General features: G+C 38.4%; 18 protein-coding genes, 1 tRNA gene, 1 other RNA gene and 1 other annotated feature. Of the genes, 16 read left to right on the top strand and 4 right to left on the bottom strand.

What is annotated here, in order from left to right:
* Positions 1 to 7 precede the first annotated feature (7 nt).
* From ACFPYN_RS09370 to ACFPYN_RS09380, 3 genes are read left to right on the top strand one after another with little or no spacing between them, the layout of a single operon-like run.
* Positions 8 to 1,750: a CotH kinase family protein gene (locus ACFPYN_RS09370; protein WP_377733754.1), complete on the top strand. Its 1,743-nt coding sequence runs from the start codon at positions 8 to 10 to the stop codon at positions 1,748 to 1,750.
* On the top strand, positions 1,747 to 2,445 hold the full coding sequence (locus ACFPYN_RS09375) for a polyphosphate polymerase domain-containing protein (protein WP_377733756.1): 699 nt from the start codon (positions 1,747 to 1,749) through the stop codon (positions 2,443 to 2,445). Before ACFPYN_RS09370 ends, ACFPYN_RS09375 begins: the two co-directional genes overlap by 4 nt.
* 23 nt (positions 2,446 to 2,468) lie before the next feature.
* The gene (locus ACFPYN_RS09380; protein WP_377733775.1) at positions 2,469 to 3,140 is read left to right on the top strand and encodes a DUF4956 domain-containing protein; all 672 of its coding nucleotides are present in this window, start codon (positions 2,469 to 2,471) and stop codon (positions 3,138 to 3,140) included.
* A gap of 86 nt (positions 3,141 to 3,226) precedes the next feature.
* On the opposite strand, the gene ACFPYN_RS09385 is transcribed toward ACFPYN_RS09380, so the two are convergent.
* On the bottom strand, positions 3,227 to 4,054 hold the full coding sequence (locus ACFPYN_RS09385; protein ID WP_377733757.1) for an endo alpha-1,4 polygalactosaminidase: 828 nt from the start codon (positions 4,052 to 4,054) through the stop codon (positions 3,227 to 3,229).
* A 354-nt stretch (positions 4,055 to 4,408) separates the two neighbouring features.
* On the opposite strand from ACFPYN_RS09385, the gene ACFPYN_RS09390 reads away from it, so the two are divergent.
* Together ACFPYN_RS09390 and serS are read left to right on the top strand one after the other, a co-directional pair.
* Positions 4,409 to 6,073: a M4 family metallopeptidase gene (locus ACFPYN_RS09390; RefSeq protein WP_377733759.1), complete on the top strand. Its 1,665-nt coding sequence runs from the start codon at positions 4,409 to 4,411 to the stop codon at positions 6,071 to 6,073.
* 130 nt (positions 6,074 to 6,203) lie between these two features.
* Positions 6,204 to 6,418, top strand: a binding site (T-box leader).
* Between the two features lie 237 nt (positions 6,419 to 6,655).
* Positions 6,656 to 7,933, top strand: coding sequence for a serine--tRNA ligase (serS, locus tag ACFPYN_RS09395; RefSeq protein ID WP_377733760.1), 1,278 nt, complete (start codon positions 6,656 to 6,658; stop codon positions 7,931 to 7,933).
* Between the two features lie 176 nt (positions 7,934 to 8,109).
* Here serS and tadA read toward each other — a convergent pair whose 3' ends face one another.
* Positions 8,110 to 8,595 carry a tRNA adenosine(34) deaminase TadA gene (gene tadA, locus ACFPYN_RS09400; RefSeq protein ID WP_377733761.1) on the bottom strand — a complete coding sequence of 162 codons (486 nt, stop codon included), beginning with the start codon at positions 8,593 to 8,595 and terminating at the stop codon, positions 8,110 to 8,112.
* A gap of 85 nt (positions 8,596 to 8,680) precedes the next feature.
* Between tadA and ACFPYN_RS09405 the strand changes: the two genes are divergently transcribed.
* From ACFPYN_RS09405 to ACFPYN_RS09415, 3 genes are all read left to right on the top strand, one after another.
* A complete protein-coding gene (locus ACFPYN_RS09405) occupies positions 8,681 to 9,817 on the top strand; it encodes a glycosyl hydrolase family 18 protein (RefSeq protein ID WP_377733762.1) in 1,137 nt (378 codons plus the stop codon).
* A gap of 110 nt (positions 9,818 to 9,927) precedes the next feature.
* Positions 9,928 to 10,566, top strand: a complete 639-nt coding sequence (locus ACFPYN_RS09410) for a deoxynucleoside kinase (protein WP_377733763.1) — start codon at positions 9,928 to 9,930, stop codon at positions 10,564 to 10,566.
* A complete protein-coding gene (locus tag ACFPYN_RS09415; RefSeq protein ID WP_377733764.1) occupies positions 10,563 to 11,231 on the top strand; it encodes a deoxynucleoside kinase in 669 nt (222 codons plus the stop codon). Before ACFPYN_RS09410 ends, ACFPYN_RS09415 begins: the two co-directional genes overlap by 4 nt.
* Before the next feature lie 179 nt (positions 11,232 to 11,410).
* Here ACFPYN_RS09415 and ACFPYN_RS09420 read toward each other — a convergent pair whose 3' ends face one another.
* On the bottom strand, positions 11,411 to 11,875 hold the full coding sequence (locus ACFPYN_RS09420; protein ID WP_377733765.1) for a hypothetical protein: 465 nt from the start codon (positions 11,873 to 11,875) through the stop codon (positions 11,411 to 11,413).
* Between the two features lie 140 nt (positions 11,876 to 12,015).
* Between ACFPYN_RS09420 and ACFPYN_RS09425 the strand changes: the two genes are divergently transcribed.
* Complete coding sequence (locus tag ACFPYN_RS09425; RefSeq protein WP_377733766.1) at positions 12,016 to 12,333, top strand: GNAT family N-acetyltransferase; 318 nt, start codon at positions 12,016 to 12,018, stop codon at positions 12,331 to 12,333.
* An 8-nt stretch (positions 12,334 to 12,341) separates the two neighbouring features.
* A complete protein-coding gene (locus tag ACFPYN_RS09430; protein ID WP_377733767.1) occupies positions 12,342 to 12,530 on the top strand; it encodes a hypothetical protein in 189 nt (62 codons plus the stop codon).
* A gap of 140 nt (positions 12,531 to 12,670) precedes the next feature.
* Here ACFPYN_RS09430 and ACFPYN_RS09435 read toward each other — a convergent pair.
* A tRNA-Ser gene (locus ACFPYN_RS09435) sits at positions 12,671 to 12,763 on the bottom strand.
* A gap of 321 nt (positions 12,764 to 13,084) precedes the next feature.
* On the opposite strand from ACFPYN_RS09435, the gene ffs reads away from it, so the two are divergent.
* The 6 genes from ffs (at position 13,085) to ACFPYN_RS09465 (ending at position 16,776) form a co-directional block, all read left to right on the top strand.
* Positions 13,085 to 13,351: signal recognition particle sRNA large type (gene ffs / locus ACFPYN_RS09440), an RNA gene on the top strand.
* Between the two features lie 152 nt (positions 13,352 to 13,503).
* Positions 13,504 to 15,273, top strand: coding sequence for a DNA polymerase III subunit gamma/tau (gene dnaX / locus ACFPYN_RS09445; RefSeq protein ID WP_377733768.1), 1,770 nt, complete (start codon positions 13,504 to 13,506; stop codon positions 15,271 to 15,273).
* Between the two features lie 14 nt (positions 15,274 to 15,287).
* On the top strand, positions 15,288 to 15,608 hold the full coding sequence (locus ACFPYN_RS09450) for a YbaB/EbfC family nucleoid-associated protein (protein WP_377733770.1): 321 nt from the start codon (positions 15,288 to 15,290) through the stop codon (positions 15,606 to 15,608).
* 11 nt (positions 15,609 to 15,619) lie between these two features.
* Complete coding sequence (gene recR / locus ACFPYN_RS09455; RefSeq protein ID WP_377733771.1) at positions 15,620 to 16,216, top strand: recombination mediator RecR; 597 nt, start codon at positions 15,620 to 15,622, stop codon at positions 16,214 to 16,216.
* 20 nt (positions 16,217 to 16,236) lie between these two features.
* Entirely contained in the window at positions 16,237 to 16,449 is a 213-nt protein-coding gene (locus tag ACFPYN_RS09460) for a YaaL family protein (protein ID WP_377733773.1), read from the top strand.
* A 66-nt stretch (positions 16,450 to 16,515) separates the two neighbouring features.
* Positions 16,516 to 16,776 carry a pro-sigmaK processing inhibitor BofA family protein gene (locus tag ACFPYN_RS09465; protein ID WP_377733774.1) on the top strand — a complete coding sequence of 87 codons (261 nt, stop codon included), beginning with the start codon at positions 16,516 to 16,518 and terminating at the stop codon, positions 16,774 to 16,776.
* Positions 16,777 to 17,144 lie beyond the last annotated feature (368 nt).

Here is a 17,144-nt window from a genome sequence, read left to right on the forward strand (position 1 = left end):
GAGCATCGTGAAGATACCGCCGTATTCAAAAGCCGCCATTTCCTTAGCCGCTATGTTTGCGGTGCTCTTACTTATCAAATCGGCCGGTGACACACCTCTTTCAGAAACCGTAACGGTACTACCTGAACCTGCCCAAGTAACCGCATCTGCAGAAACTAAAGAAGAGAGCGGTCTTAAAGAAGATAAAAGAGTTTATGACGGACATAACTCGCTTCAAGTCGAACACGTCTATGTCACCATTTTTGATCAAAGCAGTGTTCCTGAAAATGATATAACCTTGTATGAATTGAACGAATCTTATAAGCAATATAGCAATCTAGTGTCTGGACCCAAGCTTGACGTTTTATTTCAAACAGGAACTTCACAAGGACCAGAGCAAAATGGTTTTGGTGACCTTGGTGAAAAGAATCCAAATGCAACCATCGAACTGCGTGGCCGATCAAGTCGTCTCGAAGCACAAAAATCATATAAAATTAAACTTTATGATAATGGAGGGCTTTGGTACGGACAAAATGTTCTGAATTTAAATAAGCATGCCGATGACCGGACTCGTGTTCGCAATAAACTAGCGTTCGACTATTTTAGAGAAATTCCTGATTTAATAAGTTTGCGAACGAATTTTGTTCAACTATATGTGAAAGATCTGACCAACCCAGAATCGAATGGAGATTTTGAAAATTACGGGCTCTACACCCATATTGAACAATTGAATGAGCGTGCGCTTTCTGCACGGGGGTTAAATCCTGACGGTCATTTATACAAAGCAGAGAACTTTGAATTTTATCGGTATGCAGACAAATTAAAACGGTCGGATGATTCTACCTACGATAAAAAAACATTTGAATCTATTCTAAAAATCAATGGAGTTGAAAATCACGAAGAACTCCTTACCATGCTAGATGATGTTAACGATATGTCTAAATCTTTCTCTTCCGTTTTTGAAAAGTACTTTGATGAAGAAAATTATTTAACTTGGGTCGCAGTCAATCTTCTTTTCGGGAATTACGACACGATGTCCACTAACTATTATTTATACAGTCCTCTTAATTCATCAAAATGGTACTTTATTCCGTGGGATTTTGACAAAGCACTTGGCCGTGATGCGGAACGAAAAGGTGTACTGCCTTCTTGGCAACAGGGACTTCAACGCTACTGGGGAACGGTGCTCCATAAACGGTATTTCCGAGACCCCCAAAATGTTGAAAAACTGACAGCTAAAATAAGTGAGCTTTCCAACATTATTAATGAGGACACGACAAGAAGAATGATGAATAGCTATTATCCAATCGTTAAACCTTATGCCACGTCGGAGCCGGATTTAAAGTATTTAAGTATTGAAGCGACGCAATTCGATACGTATTACAACCAACTTGCAACCGTTTCAACACGTTACAAAAAACAATACATGGAATCCATCGAATTTCCGATGCCGATTTTCTTGCATTATGAACGGACAGATAATCGGGATGTATTTGCGTGGGAGACATCTCATGATCTCCAAGGAGATACACTCACGTATGAATTTCAATTGAGTTCTGTTCCCACTTTTACAACCATGATCAGGGAGGGGAACGCGAAGAATTTCACACTAAATTTGAATGCTTTACCTTCAGGTCGATATTATTGGCGTGTACTGATTCATGACGGAAATGGACATACACAAATTCCTTTTGACTTTTTTAAAGATGACAACAACATTGTTTACTGGGGAGTACAAGAGATTATTGTGCCAAAAGGAGGAGGGCAATGAAAAAATTCCGGCATGAACTAAAATTTTATATTACGGAAAATGATTATTTGGTTCTTCGCCAAAAACTAAAACTTGTTTTGCGTCAAGACCATCATTCGGTAAACGAACAAGGTTATCTCATTCGCAGTCTTTATTTCGATAACGTACATGATCATGACTTACATCATAAAAATAACGGTGTTTTCTTACGTAAAAAGTTCCGAATCAGAATTTATAATCATCAAGATGATGTAATCAAGTTAGAGAAAAAGAGTCGCCAAGGAGAATATATTCTAAAAGCATCAGCTCCCCTTAATAAAGAAGAATATAACAAGCTACTAAACTGGGACTACGAATTTTTAAAGGAAAAGAATCATGCCCTTTTTTTAGAGTTTTACCATTATTTATACGGAGAGTTCTTGCGACCTCGCGTGATTGTTGATTATGTCAGGGAAGCCTATATTGGTGATATTAGCAATGTGAGGATTACGTTTGATAAAGAGCTCAGTTTTGTTACGAATTCGCTAGATTTATTCGATTCTCATACTATTTCTGAGGAAGTATTAGCGCATCCGCTGATGATTTTGGAAGTCAAATACGACGAATTTTTACCAACGTATCTTCGGCAACTCATCCAGCTTGATGCTCATAACCGGTCTGCCATTTCAAAATATGTATTGTGCAGGATGGCGTCCATTCAATATCATGGCATGTAAAGGGGGGCTTTGAGTTGGACAGAGTGACGAATTTTAACGATATATTAAAGAATAGTTTTCTGAATGAATATATGTTCGGGACGCTCTCAGTTGTGGATATTTCTCTCAGCCTATTAACAGCCTTCATGACGGGATCTTTTATTTATTTGGTGTACAAGTTTACGTATCGAGGGGTATTGTATAGCCCTAGTTTCAATGCCACTTTACTAATTATGACGATGATAACTTCACTCGTTATCATGACGATAAGTACCAATGTTGTGTTATCTCTAGGGATGGTTGGTGCCTTAAGTATCGTCCGTTTTAGAACAGCGATTAAAGATCCGATGGATATTGTCTTTATGTTTTGGTCAATTGCCATGGGAATTGCAAGTGGTGCCGGACTTTATTTCCTATCATTTTTCGGAGCATTTAGTATTGGAGTTGTCATTGCGGTCTTATCGCGTAAAAAGCATACGGATAAGGTATATTTGTTGGTCATCCATTATACAGAAGGAGCACATGAAGCGGTTAAGCGGGAATTGGACAAACTGGAGTACACGTTGAAATCAAAAATCGTCAGACACCAAACCATTGAATTGACTGCCGAAATACGGTTGAAGATTGATAATACTTCCTTTATGAAAACACTAGGAGATATTGAAGGAGTGAAGGATGTTTCGCTTGTCCAATACAATGGGGATTATGCCGTTTAAAAAAGCTAGATTAGTAGTGCAAACCAAGGCATTGGTTTGCACTACTTTTTTTATATAGTTGAAGTGAGGTATAGACTGTGGCAGCTTTATTTTTGATACGTATCTCCTTTTCGAATAAATGCAGGAAAATTTTCTGTTTCGCTCATTTTTCGGCTTTCTTCATCAGATACAACCGTTAATATGCGAACTCGGCCCCACCTTTGTTCCTTTTTAAAGTATGTCAGCCAATTTTTTGCCCATTTACTCTGTGTCATGTCTTGTGCATCAAAACCTTCCCACAAGACCCCATCCACATATTTCCTTGAGGTGGCATCATATGTCTCAAACCCTCGATTTTGAATCACTAGCAAGTCCGGGTGGAGCTGCTGTAATTGTTTCAGCAAATCTAGATAACCTGCTCTCATGCCATTCAATACCTCAGGATCATCTCTAAAATAATAATCCAAGTCATCTACTGTATCGAAAAATACTCCTTGAAGACCACGCTCTGTTACCATTTTTTCTACTTTCCAGAGAAGTACTTCCCGGTAGTGTTTCTCGCGTATATCCATCACATAGGTATCCCACTCTTTGACATAGATTTTCTGCCCATCTACAAGAGCGAAGTCTGATTCATTTATTTGTGCTGTAAGTGGGTCATTCCAATTTTCTAATTGCATTAAGCTAACATAGCCAAACAGAAGAGTGCCTTGTTCTTTTATTGCATCAATTTCGCCGTTAGAAAAGGTAGTGGATTCAATAATTGCCGCATCTTTCTTACCGATTTCTTCTAAATGGGATTCGGAGGGACTGCCATACAAAATATGAAAGGTCTTTACTTGATAAAGCGGGCTATACCAAAACATAGGAACCAATCCTTTCACGATAAATAATACGGAAATAAGAAGGATCAACCACAGGAACCATTTTTTCATATTTGATGCCTCCACTTCATCCATTTAACCTACTTGTTAGTTCTACTATAAACAGATTGATATCAGATGGAAAATTTAAGAGTTTTCTACAATTGGAAAGATAGCCTAATAAGGTAGGAGAAATACAGGGGTCATTAAAAACGATAATATATCTTTTGGTTCATCTAGTAGGGATGAAGTACATCTAAAGGCTATTTTCGAGTGATTATTGTCATTGGAAGAACAGGAAAATAAACCCGTATATATCCAAATAAAAACAGTTATAGTTACCTATTTATTCTGAATAGTAAATTATATAGAATACAAGTTAGCCGAATAGATTCGGAATTTTCAGAAACCAAGGAGTGAAGTTGAGTGAAAAAGAGAAAAGTAGTGAGTATGAGTTTAGCCGCAACAGTTGCGTTATCTGCAGCTATTGCCCCGGTGCATGCTGCACCAAATAATGCGAATTCTGAAAAAGTACATGTAAATGAAAAAAGTAAGGCGCCTGACTTCATTTCTGGTAAACTGACGGCTCCATCAACAAAATCAGCAAAAGACATCGTATTTAATTATTTAGCACAAAAACAAGAACTCTATAAATTTAGTAATGATCCTTTTACGAGTTTCAAAGTAGTAGAGGAGTCAAAAGATGAACTTGGCTTTACTAATTTGAAATTACAACAAATCTTTAAAGGCGTACCCGTTTTCGGCTCGGTTGTAACAGCGCATGTAGATAGCCAAGGCGTGTTAACAGCTGTTTCAGGAGAAGTCGCTCCGGAACTCGATAAAAAACAGGCACTAAAAAGTGGAGCGAAAATCAAACGTTCAGACGCAGTTAATACAGCTTCGGCAGATTTAGCAGCAAAATTAGGACAAGCACCTGTACTCGAGCATGAAGCTAAACCTGAATTCGTGGTGGTTAATGCAAGAGATGGAGAAGCTAGGTTTGCCTATGCAGTAGAGTTCGAATTTTTATCTCCTGAGCCAGGTAACTATCAATACTTCGTCGATGCACAAACAGGTGATATTTTAAATTCATATAATCAAATTCATGAAGCTAAAGGATCACCTGGTGTAACATCTCCAACAGGAACAAACTCAGTTGGTACAGGTAAAGGCGTTTTAGGTGATACCAAATCATTCAATACCGTAACAAATAGCAACGGCTCATACTTAGTAGACCGTACGCGTGGAAACGGTATTTTTACCTACAATGGTAAAAACCGCACACAAACACCGGGTACTCTTTGGTTGGATGCTGATAATGTGTTAAATGCAGCTTTCGATGCTCCTGCAGTTGATGCACACACATATGCAGCACAAACATTTGATTACTATAATAACGTCCATAATCGTAATAGTTATGATGGTAATGGGGCACAATTAATATCGACGGTACATTACGGTCGTAATTACAATAATGCCTTTTGGAGTGGTTCACAAATGGTTTATGGTGATGGTGATGGCACTACGTTTATCCCATTATCAGGAGCACTTGATGTTATTGCGCACGAGTTAACCCATGCGGTTACGGATACTACTGCAGATTTAGTCTATCAAAATGAATCTGGTGCAATCAATGAATCAATGTCTGATATTTTTGGAACATTAACAGAATATCATTTTAATAACAATCCAGATTGGTTAATTGGAGAAGATATTTATACACCTGGTACAGCGGGAGATGCACTGCGTTCAATGGCTGATCCAACAACACAAGGGGATCCAGATCATTATTCTGTTCGCTACACAGGTACAGGTGATTACGGCGGCGTTCATATTAACTCTGGGATCAGTAATAAAGCTGCATTCTTATTATCCAACGGAGGGACTCATTACGGCGTAAGTGTTGCAGGTATTGGCAATGAAAAAATGGGTAAAATTTTCTACCGTACTTTAACACAATACTTAACACCTAACTCGACTTTCGGTCAGTACCGTGTGGCTTCTGTTCAAGCAGCAACCGACCTTTACGGTGCTAGTAGCAGTGAAGTTTCAAGCGTAAAAGCAGCATTTTCAGCTGTGGGTGTTAATTAAGAAAAAAGTGTAGCATTTTCATAAGTTAGGGGGTCAGCATGCACTAGAAATGGTGCATGCTGATTATTTTTGAAATGAATGGTAACTTGCCAAAATTCACAGCCTGTAGTAAAGTATGGTTAATTTCACATATGAAACGATGATGGGAAGTAGTAACAAGTTGAGTTTTTTCTAGAGAGCCGGCGGGTGGTGCAAGTCGGTAAAAACCCTTGTGAATCCGTCCTGGAGTTGCGCAACTGAAAATTAGTAAGTTGTAGCCGGTTGAAAAGCCGTTATGAGACAAGTGGATTTGTTCGCATGGACAAATCAATCAGGGTGGCAACGCGGGTAGCTCTCGTCCCTTTCCAAGGGGGATTGAGGGCTTTTTTTGTTGTCCAGCTCCGCTTTTCTATCTTGTCTAGCTACAAGCGCCAGCTCGCACCTAAGCTTCAGAAACTCATTCGGAAACAGGTTTCCGATTCGATGTGCTCCTGCGGTTACTCGTCGCAAAGGGAACCTTTCTTCCAGCGCCGGTGTCGAGCTAGATTGGCGCTTTCCACTTTTCTGTCTTGCCCATCATCAAATTAGAGGAGGAAATACCACATGTTAGATGTAAAACGTGTTAGAGCCAATTATGAAGAAATCAAAGAGAAACTTGAAAAACGTGGCGAAGATTTAGGGAACTTTAATCAATTTGCTGAGTTTGATTCAAAGCGTCGTGAGTTAATCGGAAAAGCTGAAGTATTAAAAGCTGAACGTAATGAAGCTTCTGAGAAAATAGCAGGTATGAAGCGCAATAAAGAAAATGCGGATGATGTGATCCTGCGTATGCGTCAAGTGGGCGATGAAATCAAAGTGTTAGATGATGAACTTCGTGAAGTCGAAGAGAAGTTTGATGATATGATGATGCGTTTGCCGAATATTCCACATGACAGCGTGCCTGTTGGGGATTCTGAAGATGACAATGTAGAAGATCGTACATGGGGAGAAATCCGTGAGTTTGATTTTGAACCAAAACCACACTGGGATCTTGGAACAGATTTAAATATCATCGATTTTGAACGTGCTGCAAAAACGACGGGTAGTAGATTCGTTTTTTATCGTGGTTTAGGTGCTCGTCTAGAGCGTGCCTTGATGAACTTTATGATTGATCTTCATACAGATGAGCATGGTTACGAAGAAATGTTACCTCCATATTTAGCAAACCGCGCAAGCCTTACAGGTACTGGGCAATTGCCGAAGTTTGAAGAAGATGCATTTTTAATTGAAAAAGAAGATTTCTTCTTAATCCCAACATCTGAAGTTACTGTAACAAACTTCTACCGTGATGAAATTTTAACGAAAGAAGCTTTGCCACAAGGATTTGCTGCATATAGTGCATGTTTCCGTTCAGAAGCGGGTTCTGCAGGTCGTGATACACGTGGTTTGATTCGTCAACATCAGTTCAACAAAGTGGAACTTGTTCGTTTTGTAAATCCGGAAGACTCTTACAATGAACTGGAGAAATTGACTGGACACGCGGAAAAAGTTCTACAATTATTAGGGTTACCTTATCGAGTATTGAAAATGTGTACAGCAGATTTAGGATTTACGGCTGCGAAAAAATACGATATCGAAGTATGGATTCCAACTCAAGGTGTCTATCGTGAGATTTCTTCTTGCAGTAACTTCGAGGATTTCCAAGCGCGTCGTGCTAACATCCGTTTCCGCCGTGAACCGAATGCTAAACCGGAATTTGTCCATACCTTAAATGGTAGTGGTTTAGCACTTGGTCGAACAGTTGCAGCCATTTTGGAAAATTACCAACAACAAGACGGTTCTGTTATCATTCCTGAAGTACTACGTCCTTACATGGGTGGAAAAGAAGTCATCAGTAAATAAAGGCTCAGTTAAATAAACTGTTGTTTATCGCACATTTCTTAAACACAGAAAGCTACATAGAAAAGTTGATACTTTTTTATATAGCTTGTTCGTCGCAAATGTACTCATTTGTTTTTTTCCAATATCAGCATCCTTCATAACATAGCCTAATAAAAGAAAACCGGAAATGAACTTAGTTAAGTTCGTTTCCGGTTCTTTTTTTGTTCACGCAGGTTGCGGAAAAATCGAGTAAGGATACCGCCGCACTCATCAGCTAAAATCCCTTCAGTTACTTCGCATTCGTGATTAAATCGAGGATCATTGAGCAATCGATAGAGTGAATCGACGCAACCAGCTTTGACGTCACGCGCACCATAAACTACACGGGGGATACGGGATTGTAAAATTGCTCCAGCACACATCGGGCATGGTTCAAGTGTGACATAAAGGGTCATATCTTCTAAACGCCAATTGCCGATTTTAGCACACGCTTGTTGTATTGCCAGTAGTTCTGCATGAGTTGTTGCATTTTGGGTCGTTTCGCGTAAATTATGTGCACGTGCAATGATTTCGTTTTGATAAACAATAACTGCACCAATCGGAACTTCCCCTAATATTGCAGCTTTTTCTGCTTCGACTAATGCTTCTAACATATAGGTCTGATCTTTTTTAAATACGTCCATCACGCATCGCTCCTTAATGTAAGTGTAGCATGTTTTGATTGTTCTACGCATAGCATAAAAGAGATGTGGAACAAGGAGGTTTTAGATGATTTATGTAGTGGAACCAGGGGATAGCCTATTTTCAATTGCTAAAGAATACAATACAACGACTGCAATACTAACTCAGGTTAATGAGTTAGATAATCCAGATGTTTTAGTTGTAGGTCAAACTATTATAATTCCAGGTACACCTAATCCCAATCGACCAACGATTGATTCTAACGGTTATGTTGAATATTATACAGAAGCTCCATCGCAAACCCTGTTAGATGAAGTGAAGAAACGAGGACCGTTATTAACTTATATGATGCCATTTTCATATGATGTGAAGCGTGACGGATCTTTGGTCCCTTTAAACTGGGGAGGTCTTGAGAAGATTGCGGTTGATGAGAATATTATCTCGGCAATTGTGGTTTCAAACATTGAAGACGGTGCATTTAGTGATACGTTAGCACAAGAGATTTTTGCCAGTAAAGATGTTCAAGATAAGTTAATTGCGAACATATTAGCAGAAGCAAAAGCTAAGAATGCCAAAGATATTCATTTTGATTTTGAATATTTACGAAGTGAAGACCGACAAGCGTATGTTGATTTTTTAAAACGTGTAAAAGCAGCTGCGAGTGGATTAACATTATCCGCTGCTCTTGCGCCTAAAACGTCTGCTACCCAAGCAGGAAAATGGTATGAAGGGCATGACTACAAACAAATTGCTGAAGTAGTCGACTTTGTCGTAATCATGACATACGAATGGGGGTATAGTGGAGGTCCGCCAATGGCTGTGTCGCCTATAGGGCCTGTCAGACAAGTATTGGAATATGCATTAACAGAAATGCCTGCGTCAAAAATATTGATGGGTCAAAATTTGTACGGATATGATTGGACATTACCGTTTAAACCTGGAAACCCTCAAGCGCAAGCAATCAGTTCTCAACGTGCAATTGAACTAGCACGCGAGCGTAATGCTGCAATACTGTATGATAATACAGCGCAAGCACCATATTACAATTACTGGCGAGATGGGAAAGAACATGTGGTGTGGTTTGAGGATGCTCGTTCCATGCAAGCAAAATTTAATTTAATAAAAGAATTAAAGTTAAGAGGGATTAGCTACTGGCATATGGGCTTTAAATTCCCGCAAAATTGGACCCTTCTAAATGAGGTATTTCAAGTTAAAAAAAGATAGAGCTAAAACCCTTTTCCTCTTTGGAAAAGTGGTTTTAGCTCTATTTTTCATTTTCAAGCTGTGATAGAATAGGGGGCATTGAATGATTGAGAACGAGTAGGAGGATTCTAATGCCGATTCCATTTATCACGGTTGAAGGCCCAATTGGTGTTGGAAAGACGTCACTATCAAAGGCCATTGCTGACGCAAATAAATTTCAATTATTAAAAGAAATTGTGGATGAAAATCCATTTTTAAATAAGTTTTACGAAGACATTGAAGAGTGGAGTTTCCAAACGGAAATGTTTTTCCTTTGCAATCGTTACAAACAATTAAGTGATATTCAAAAGAAATACATTGCTAAGAGTGAACCTGTTGTGGCAGATTATCACATCTTTAAAAACTTAATTTTCGCGAAGCGTACACTGCCGGCAGAAGAATACGTAAAATATGAATCCATTTACCGTATTTTGACTCAAGATATGCCTCGACCGAACATGGTCATTTACTTGCATGCTAGTTTAGATACATTGATGAAGCGCATTGCTCTTCGTGGTCGTGAATTCGAAAAAATGATAAGCGCAGACTATATGAAACAACTTTCAGATGACTATCACACGTTTATTCAACATTTTGAAGAAACACATCCAGAAATTCCTGTTCTTCGTTTTAATGGAGATGAAATGGATTTTGTTGAAAATGAATCTGATTTAAACTGGATCTTAAAAAAAGTAGATGAAACGCTACAACAAAGGAGTCTCCATGTATGAACTTACGTGAAAAATATGGCATCCCTCAGAATGCTGTCATTACAATAGCTGGAACAGTAGGTGTCGGGAAATCAACGATGACCAAAGCACTTGCAGACGCACTGAATTTCCGTACATCTTTTGAAAAAGTTGACTCAAACCCATACTTGGATCGCTTTTATGATGACTTTGAAAAATGGAGCTTTCATTTACAAATTTACTTTTTAGCTGAGCGCTTTAAAGAACAAAAACGTATTTTTGAGTACGGTGGTGGATTTATTCAAGATCGTTCTATTTATGAAGATACAGGCATCTTTGCCAAAATGCATGTGGAAAAAGGCACAATGAACCTAACTGATTACGAAACATACACCAGTCTCTTTGATGCAATGGTTATGACGCCATATTTCCCACATCCAGATTTACTCATCTATTTAGATGGGTCGATTGAAGATATTTTAAGTCGTATTCAAGAACGCGGACGTCCAATGGAACAATCCACACCAGTAGAGTACTGGTACGAAATGCATGAGCGCTATGAAAACTGGATTAATACTTTCAATGCTTGCCCAGTACTGCGTTTGAATATTAATGATTATGATTTAATGAAAAATCCAGATACTGTGGAACAAGTTGTTGAACGTGTAGGTCACTTTATCCAACAAACTTCAGTGTTACGTAAATAGATTCAACGAACCTTCAGCGAAAGCTGGAGGTTTTTATTTATTCTGTCCGTAACTTGAGTCCATTACCTAATTCATAAAACTGGATGTAAACATGAACATGACCGAAATTCTTAACAAAATCAAAGGAATACACTTCAACTAGTCGGGTATCATTCATCAAAAGGTCATCGCTGAGAAGATTAATGATGACGTTTGGTAATAAGATAGCTGCAAAATGCAAGGATAGGAAAAATAGCCAATAGACCAATAAGTATAGTGTGAAAATTCATATTCATACCTAAAAATGAGCTTTGAATAGTGTTGCCAGCATATTTGCCATCCTGAATCGCTTTTACGTAATGACCATTCCCATCTTCAATGGCAATAGCGTCCTCTGTACTAACGTCTACTATTGAAAAATACTTAGTACCCTTACGATAAGTATTTGAAAAATTTCCTGAATACGTTCCCTCCATATCGGAATACCTAGTCACTTCCCCAATTTCTCGATCTACTTGCCCGACCACTTCATCACTAACTACGTAAATAAACCCATCCCATACTACAAACGAATAAGCCCAATCTGCAGAAGATTTGTTTGCCCAAAAAAATGATGACCCTAAGAATAAAAATAAGAGTGCAAGCAAAAATGATTTACTTTTCATTGGATTCCTCCTTATTTCTTCCATTTGACGATTGTGGTTTTGTTTAAGTTTCAGGATGAGAGAAATCTTCATTAGAGGATAAATGTATCTTATTTAGAAATTTATAAGAGTAAATAACATTTCAAAAAGGAAGTGAGTCAATGGAATGTCAAATTCGCAAAGCAGCACTAGAAGATGTGGAAGGTATTGCTAAAGTACATATTAATTCATGGAATTCAACCTATAAAGGAATTATTTCAGATGATTTTTTGAAAAAATTGACTATCGAAAGTGGAATAAAGAGATGGAGGGAAAGATTAGAGAATCCTTCAGAAAAATATCGAATACTAATAGCAGAAGATGATAAACAACAAATAATAGGGTTCATAGATGGTGGTGAAAATAGGGGAGAAGCAGATAAATACGACGCCGAACTGTATTCGTTTTATTTACTCGAGGAAGTTCAAAATAAGGAATAGGTCGTGAAATGCTGAAGGCATTTGCAGAAGAACTAAAAAACGAGGGATTTTCCAACATGATTGTATGGGTCTTGAAAGACAACCCAGCAAGAACGTTTTACGAAATAATGGGAGGAATTTACTTGGACGCTAAATGCATAGAAGAATTATCAGTAGAGGAAGTTTCCTATGGATGGAAAGACCTCCAAGTATTATGAGAAATGGACGAGCTGATATCAAAAAAGACGACTCAAGTGAGCCGCCTTCTTAATATTCAAACTATTTATGTTAGAAGAAAATTCGTTACGTTAGTAACGAATTACAATCTCCATCTATATGCGCGTGTTTGTTGAAAAAATGGAGGAGGTAGAGGGATTCGAACCCCCGCGGGATTTTACTCCCCTGTCGGTTTTCAAGACCGATCCCTTCAGCCAAACTTGGGTATACCTCCGTGTCAACAGACTATAATTTATCATGTCCAAAAAACAAAGTCAACAAGAACATCGGATAAAATTAAAGTTTAAATATTGCATCTTTTATCAGATACACAATCAGAGTTTAGCACTTAAACTTAAAATGCCAGGAGCATTAACTTTATAAATTAAAGAGGGAATTTGATTTTTTCAATTAAAAAATTGTCTATAACTTAGACAGTACCACTCTGAATAAACACGTTTGTTACTAGTAGACCAACAACATTTTAAAGGAATCTTTAAGTTTATCAAAAAGTACCATTTGATTTTTGAGTGCAAAGTAAGTATACTTATAAATGCCGTGCTAGGTGGGGAGTTAGCGGTGTCTTGTAACTCGCAATCCGCTCTAGCGAGACTGAACTCCTTCTCTAAGGCTGTTTATATGTAGGGTCTGACTTTTGCACGTAGTGTTGACGTCTGGGTCTTGCGCAATGGGTACCCGTGAATCAGGTCAGGTCCGGAAGGAAGCAGCCTTAAGTGGAATTACTCATGTGCCGCAGGGTTGCCTAAACTGAGCTAACGACAGAGGTTCCGCTTATGTATGTCAGTCGAAGGAAGGTGCACGGCATACATATTTCTATTCAGGTGTTTGTTCGCTATTCATGCGAACAAACACCTTTTTTGTTCGACAATCTTTCAGTTTTCAAAGAGCTTGAGGAATCACATTATGTTATAATTAAAGGACTGTTTAAAATCACACAATAAGGGGAGAAATCAGTTGGCGTATCAAGCTTTTTATCGTGTTTACCGACCGCAATCATTTGCGGAAATGTCGGGTCAAGCACATGTGAAACAAACCCTTCAAAATGCTCTCCTTTATAATAAAACAACACATGCGTATTTGTTTAATGGACCAAGGGGAACTGGTAAAACAAGTGCGGCAAAAATCTTTGCGAAAGCATTAAATTGTGAACGAGGACCTGCTTCAGAACCATGTAATGAATGCGAAACGTGTAAAAGTATTACAAATGGTTCAAATACAGATGTAATAGAATTTGATGCTGCATCCAATTCGCGTGTAGAAGAAATTCGCGATATTATTGAAAAAGTTCGATTTGCTCCTGCAAATTCACGCTATAAAGTGTATATCATCGATGAGGTGCATATGCTGTCTAATAGTGCTTTTAATGCATTGTTGAAAACACTTGAAGAACCACCGTCACATGTAGTGTTTATTTTAGCAACAACTGAGCCTCATAAATTACCCTTGACGATTATTTCTAGATGCCAACGTTTTGACTTTAAGCGAATTACGGCTACGGATATTGTAGACCGTATGAATGTAGTGCTAACTGATTCAGGAATTCCAGCAAATGATCAAGCGTTAAAAGTCATTGCGCAAGCAGCATCTGGTGGAATGCGTGATGCGCTAAGTATGCTTGATCAAGTCGTGTCATTTAGTGGGGAAGAGATGACAGTTGAAGACGCGCTTCTGGTGACGGGTTCAATTGGTCAAGAAATCTTCTATCAATTAGCAGAGTCATTACTATCAAAAGATGTTGGTAAAGTATTGACTCTTTTAGAAGAGTTAATGAAGGAAGGCAAAGATGCGGTTCGTTTAACGGAAGATTTAATCACTTTCTTCCGTGACTTACTATTAATGAACACAGCTCCTTCACTTGATGAATTATTAGAACTTGCATCAAGTGAAGAGAAATTTAAAGAACTTGCACATCAGTTCCCAGTAGATAAGCTGTATCGTTACATCGAAATCCTTGCTGCTACTCAACAAGAAATGCGCTACTCCAATCACGCAAAAGTCTATTTAGAGACAGCATTATTAAAAATGTCACAAGTAAAAGTAAGCAACTCTCAACAAGTGGTTGATTTAAGTCATTTTGAAGAGAAAATTGCGCATCTAGAACAAATGGTAGTGGCACTTGAACAACAAGTTAAGCAGGGAGTTACATCTAATGGTGGACAAACCCCGCAAGCTAGTGAATCTCAAAAACGCCAACGCTTAAGAACACAAACAGGTTACAAGCCACCATCTGGGCGAATCCAAGAAGTATTGAAAACTGCGACGAAACAAGATATTCAACTAATCAAGTCACACTGGACTACGATTATGAATCAGTTGCAAAAATCACACGCCGCTCTTTTAAATGAGGCAGAACCAGTTGCAGCATCTGATAGTGCATTTGTGTTAAAATTTAAATATGATATTCATTGCCAAATGGCAGCTGATAATCAGACTTTCTCTAGTGCCTTTTCTCAATTATTAATGAACTTAACAGGGAAAATGTATGAGATTTTGTTTGTTCCAGAAGAACCTTGGATTACTATCCGTGAAGAGTTTATTCGTCACAAAGGATTGAAGACAACGGATTCAAATTCGGATGTACCATCTGAAATGAATGAGACAGAACACGCAGCAGAAGAAATGTTGAGTTTCATGAAAGAAGAGAAAGCGGCTACTGAAGACCCTTTGATAGTAGAAGCAGAAAAGCTGTTTGGTAAAGAATTTGTAGAAATACATGATGATTAGGGAGGAAAATTAATATGCGTGGAATGGGAAATATGCAAGGTATGATGAAACAAATGCAAAAAATGCAAAAGCAAATGGCTGAGGCTCAAGAAGAATTGGGAACTCAACATTTTGAAGGTATTGCTGGCGGAGGGATGGTTAAAGTAACTGTCTCTGGACACAAAGAAGTAGTTAATGTAGCACTAGATGTAACTGTCGTTGATCCTGAAGATATTGAAATGTTACAAGATTTAATCGTTATCGCAACAAACGATGCAATGAAAAAAGCGGAAGAAACAACGAACTCCACGATGGGACAATTCACGAAAGGATTGAACCTCCCTGGCATGTTCTAGGAGGAAATCACATGCATTATCCTGAACCGATATCGAAATTGATTGATAGTTTCATGAAATTGCCAGGTATTGGGCCAAAAACTGCGGCCCGTCTGGCATTTTTCGTGCTAACTATGAAGGAAGACACAGTACTCGAATTTGCAAAAGCACTAGTAGATGCTAAACGAAATTTAAGTTACTGCTCAATATGTGGTCACATTACAGATATCGATCCTTGCCATATTTGCCAAGATACACAACGCGATGACACGGTTATTTGTGTGGTCCAAGATACGAAAGACGTCATTGCTTTGGAAAAAATGAGAGATTACAAAGGGTTGTATCATGTGCTTCATGGTGCTATCTCTCCAATGGATGGAATAGGACCTGAAGATATCAACGTGCCACCTTTGTTGAAGAGATTACAAAACGAACGAGTGGAAGAATTAATTTTGGCAACTAATCCTACGATTGAAGGCGAAGCAACTGCTATGTATATTTCAAGGCTTGTAAAGCCGTCGGGGATTCGTACAACACGAATTGCACACGGGCTTCCAGTAGGCGGAGATTTAGAATATGCAGATGAAGTCACTTTGTCTAAAGCGCTAGAAGGCCGACGTGAGTTTTAAAGAGGAGGCCTAGCTGTCCGATGTTTTTCAAAAAGGCAAAGCTAAAAAAAGACTTCGATGCGAAGTTTGTTTCTTTAATGAAAGAAACAAAAGAAGAATGGCAGCAAGCGCAGAACATTGAAGCGTTAATAGATGACTACGATTTGACGATTATTGTGCAACGTAAAATTGCTGAAAGTAAGCACTTCTTTCTATATAAAGAAGCACGAATACGAAAAATCCTTCTGAAATGAAGTATATGTTATACCAATCCCTTCATATAGTTAGAGATAACTTATTATGAGAGGTGGAGAAGCTACATGAAATTGGCTCTTTATTTGATTGGTATAACAGTACTTCTTTTTTTATTACTTAATAAAGCATCAAAAGGACGAGTAATCGAGGCGATCTCTATTTGGTGGTTTAGAGTGGCGTTTGCTTTTGTTATCTTGTTTGCAATCAATCTGATTGCAAGTCAATTCGGTTTATTCGTACCAATCAACATCGTATCTGGTTTGCTCATTGCCTTCTTAGGAGTGCCAGGAATAGCTAGTGTCATAACCATTTCTATATTCCTATAACTTTATTTGAAAATAGTGTTGACTTATATAAGCCAGACTGATATATTTATTAAGTTGCTGATTTAAGCGCAACGAAGTAAATGAATAAGCAAAACTTCTTGTTGACATAACAATGAAGATTTGATATGATATAAGAGTTGCTGTTGAAACAGTGACGCAAACACATGAACCTTGAAAACTGAACAGCAAAACGTCAACTAACAAGCGGAACGCACTTCGGTGCCGGAAGCACAAACGTTTTTTTACGCCGACACCTGTTGGTATCGAAAACAAACTTGAACTTAACTGTTCATTATAAACGTCAAATTTTTGACGCCAGCAACAAAGTCGAGCTAATCGACTCACCTATTATGGAGAGTTTGATCCTG

The sequence above is a fragment of the Paenisporosarcina macmurdoensis genome (genome assembly GCF_042658845.1).
GTDB lineage: Bacteria > Bacillota > Bacilli > Bacillales_A > Planococcaceae > Paenisporosarcina > Paenisporosarcina macmurdoensis.

Coding starts and splice junctions, on each gene's coding strand:
- tadA (WP_377733761.1), bottom strand. CDS start 8,595: ATGGACGTATTTAAAAAAGATCAGACCTATATGTTAGAAGCATTAGTC.
- ACFPYN_RS09385 (WP_377733757.1), bottom strand. CDS start 4,054: ATGAAAAAATGGTTCCTGTGGTTGATCCTTCTTATTTCCGTATTATTT.
- ACFPYN_RS09410 (WP_377733763.1), top strand. CDS start 9,928: ATGCCGATTCCATTTATCACGGTTGAAGGCCCAATTGGTGTTGGAAAG.
- ACFPYN_RS09420 (WP_377733765.1), bottom strand. CDS start 11,875: ATGAAAAGTAAATCATTTTTGCTTGCACTCTTATTTTTATTCTTAGGG.
- ACFPYN_RS09425 (WP_377733766.1), top strand. CDS start 12,016: ATGGAATGTCAAATTCGCAAAGCAGCACTAGAAGATGTGGAAGGTATT.
- ACFPYN_RS09430 (WP_377733767.1), top strand. CDS start 12,342: ATGCTGAAGGCATTTGCAGAAGAACTAAAAAACGAGGGATTTTCCAAC.
- ACFPYN_RS09460 (WP_377733773.1), top strand. CDS start 16,237: ATGTTTTTCAAAAAGGCAAAGCTAAAAAAAGACTTCGATGCGAAGTTT.
- recR (WP_377733771.1), top strand. CDS start 15,620: ATGCATTATCCTGAACCGATATCGAAATTGATTGATAGTTTCATGAAA.
- ACFPYN_RS09450 (WP_377733770.1), top strand. CDS start 15,288: ATGCGTGGAATGGGAAATATGCAAGGTATGATGAAACAAATGCAAAAA.
- ACFPYN_RS09405 (WP_377733762.1), top strand. CDS start 8,681: ATGATTTATGTAGTGGAACCAGGGGATAGCCTATTTTCAATTGCTAAA.
- serS (WP_377733760.1), top strand. CDS start 6,656: ATGTTAGATGTAAAACGTGTTAGAGCCAATTATGAAGAAATCAAAGAG.
- ACFPYN_RS09375 (WP_377733756.1), top strand. CDS start 1,747: ATGAAAAAATTCCGGCATGAACTAAAATTTTATATTACGGAAAATGAT.
- ACFPYN_RS09465 (WP_377733774.1), top strand. CDS start 16,516: ATGAAATTGGCTCTTTATTTGATTGGTATAACAGTACTTCTTTTTTTA.
- ACFPYN_RS09415 (WP_377733764.1), top strand. CDS start 10,563: ATGAACTTACGTGAAAAATATGGCATCCCTCAGAATGCTGTCATTACA.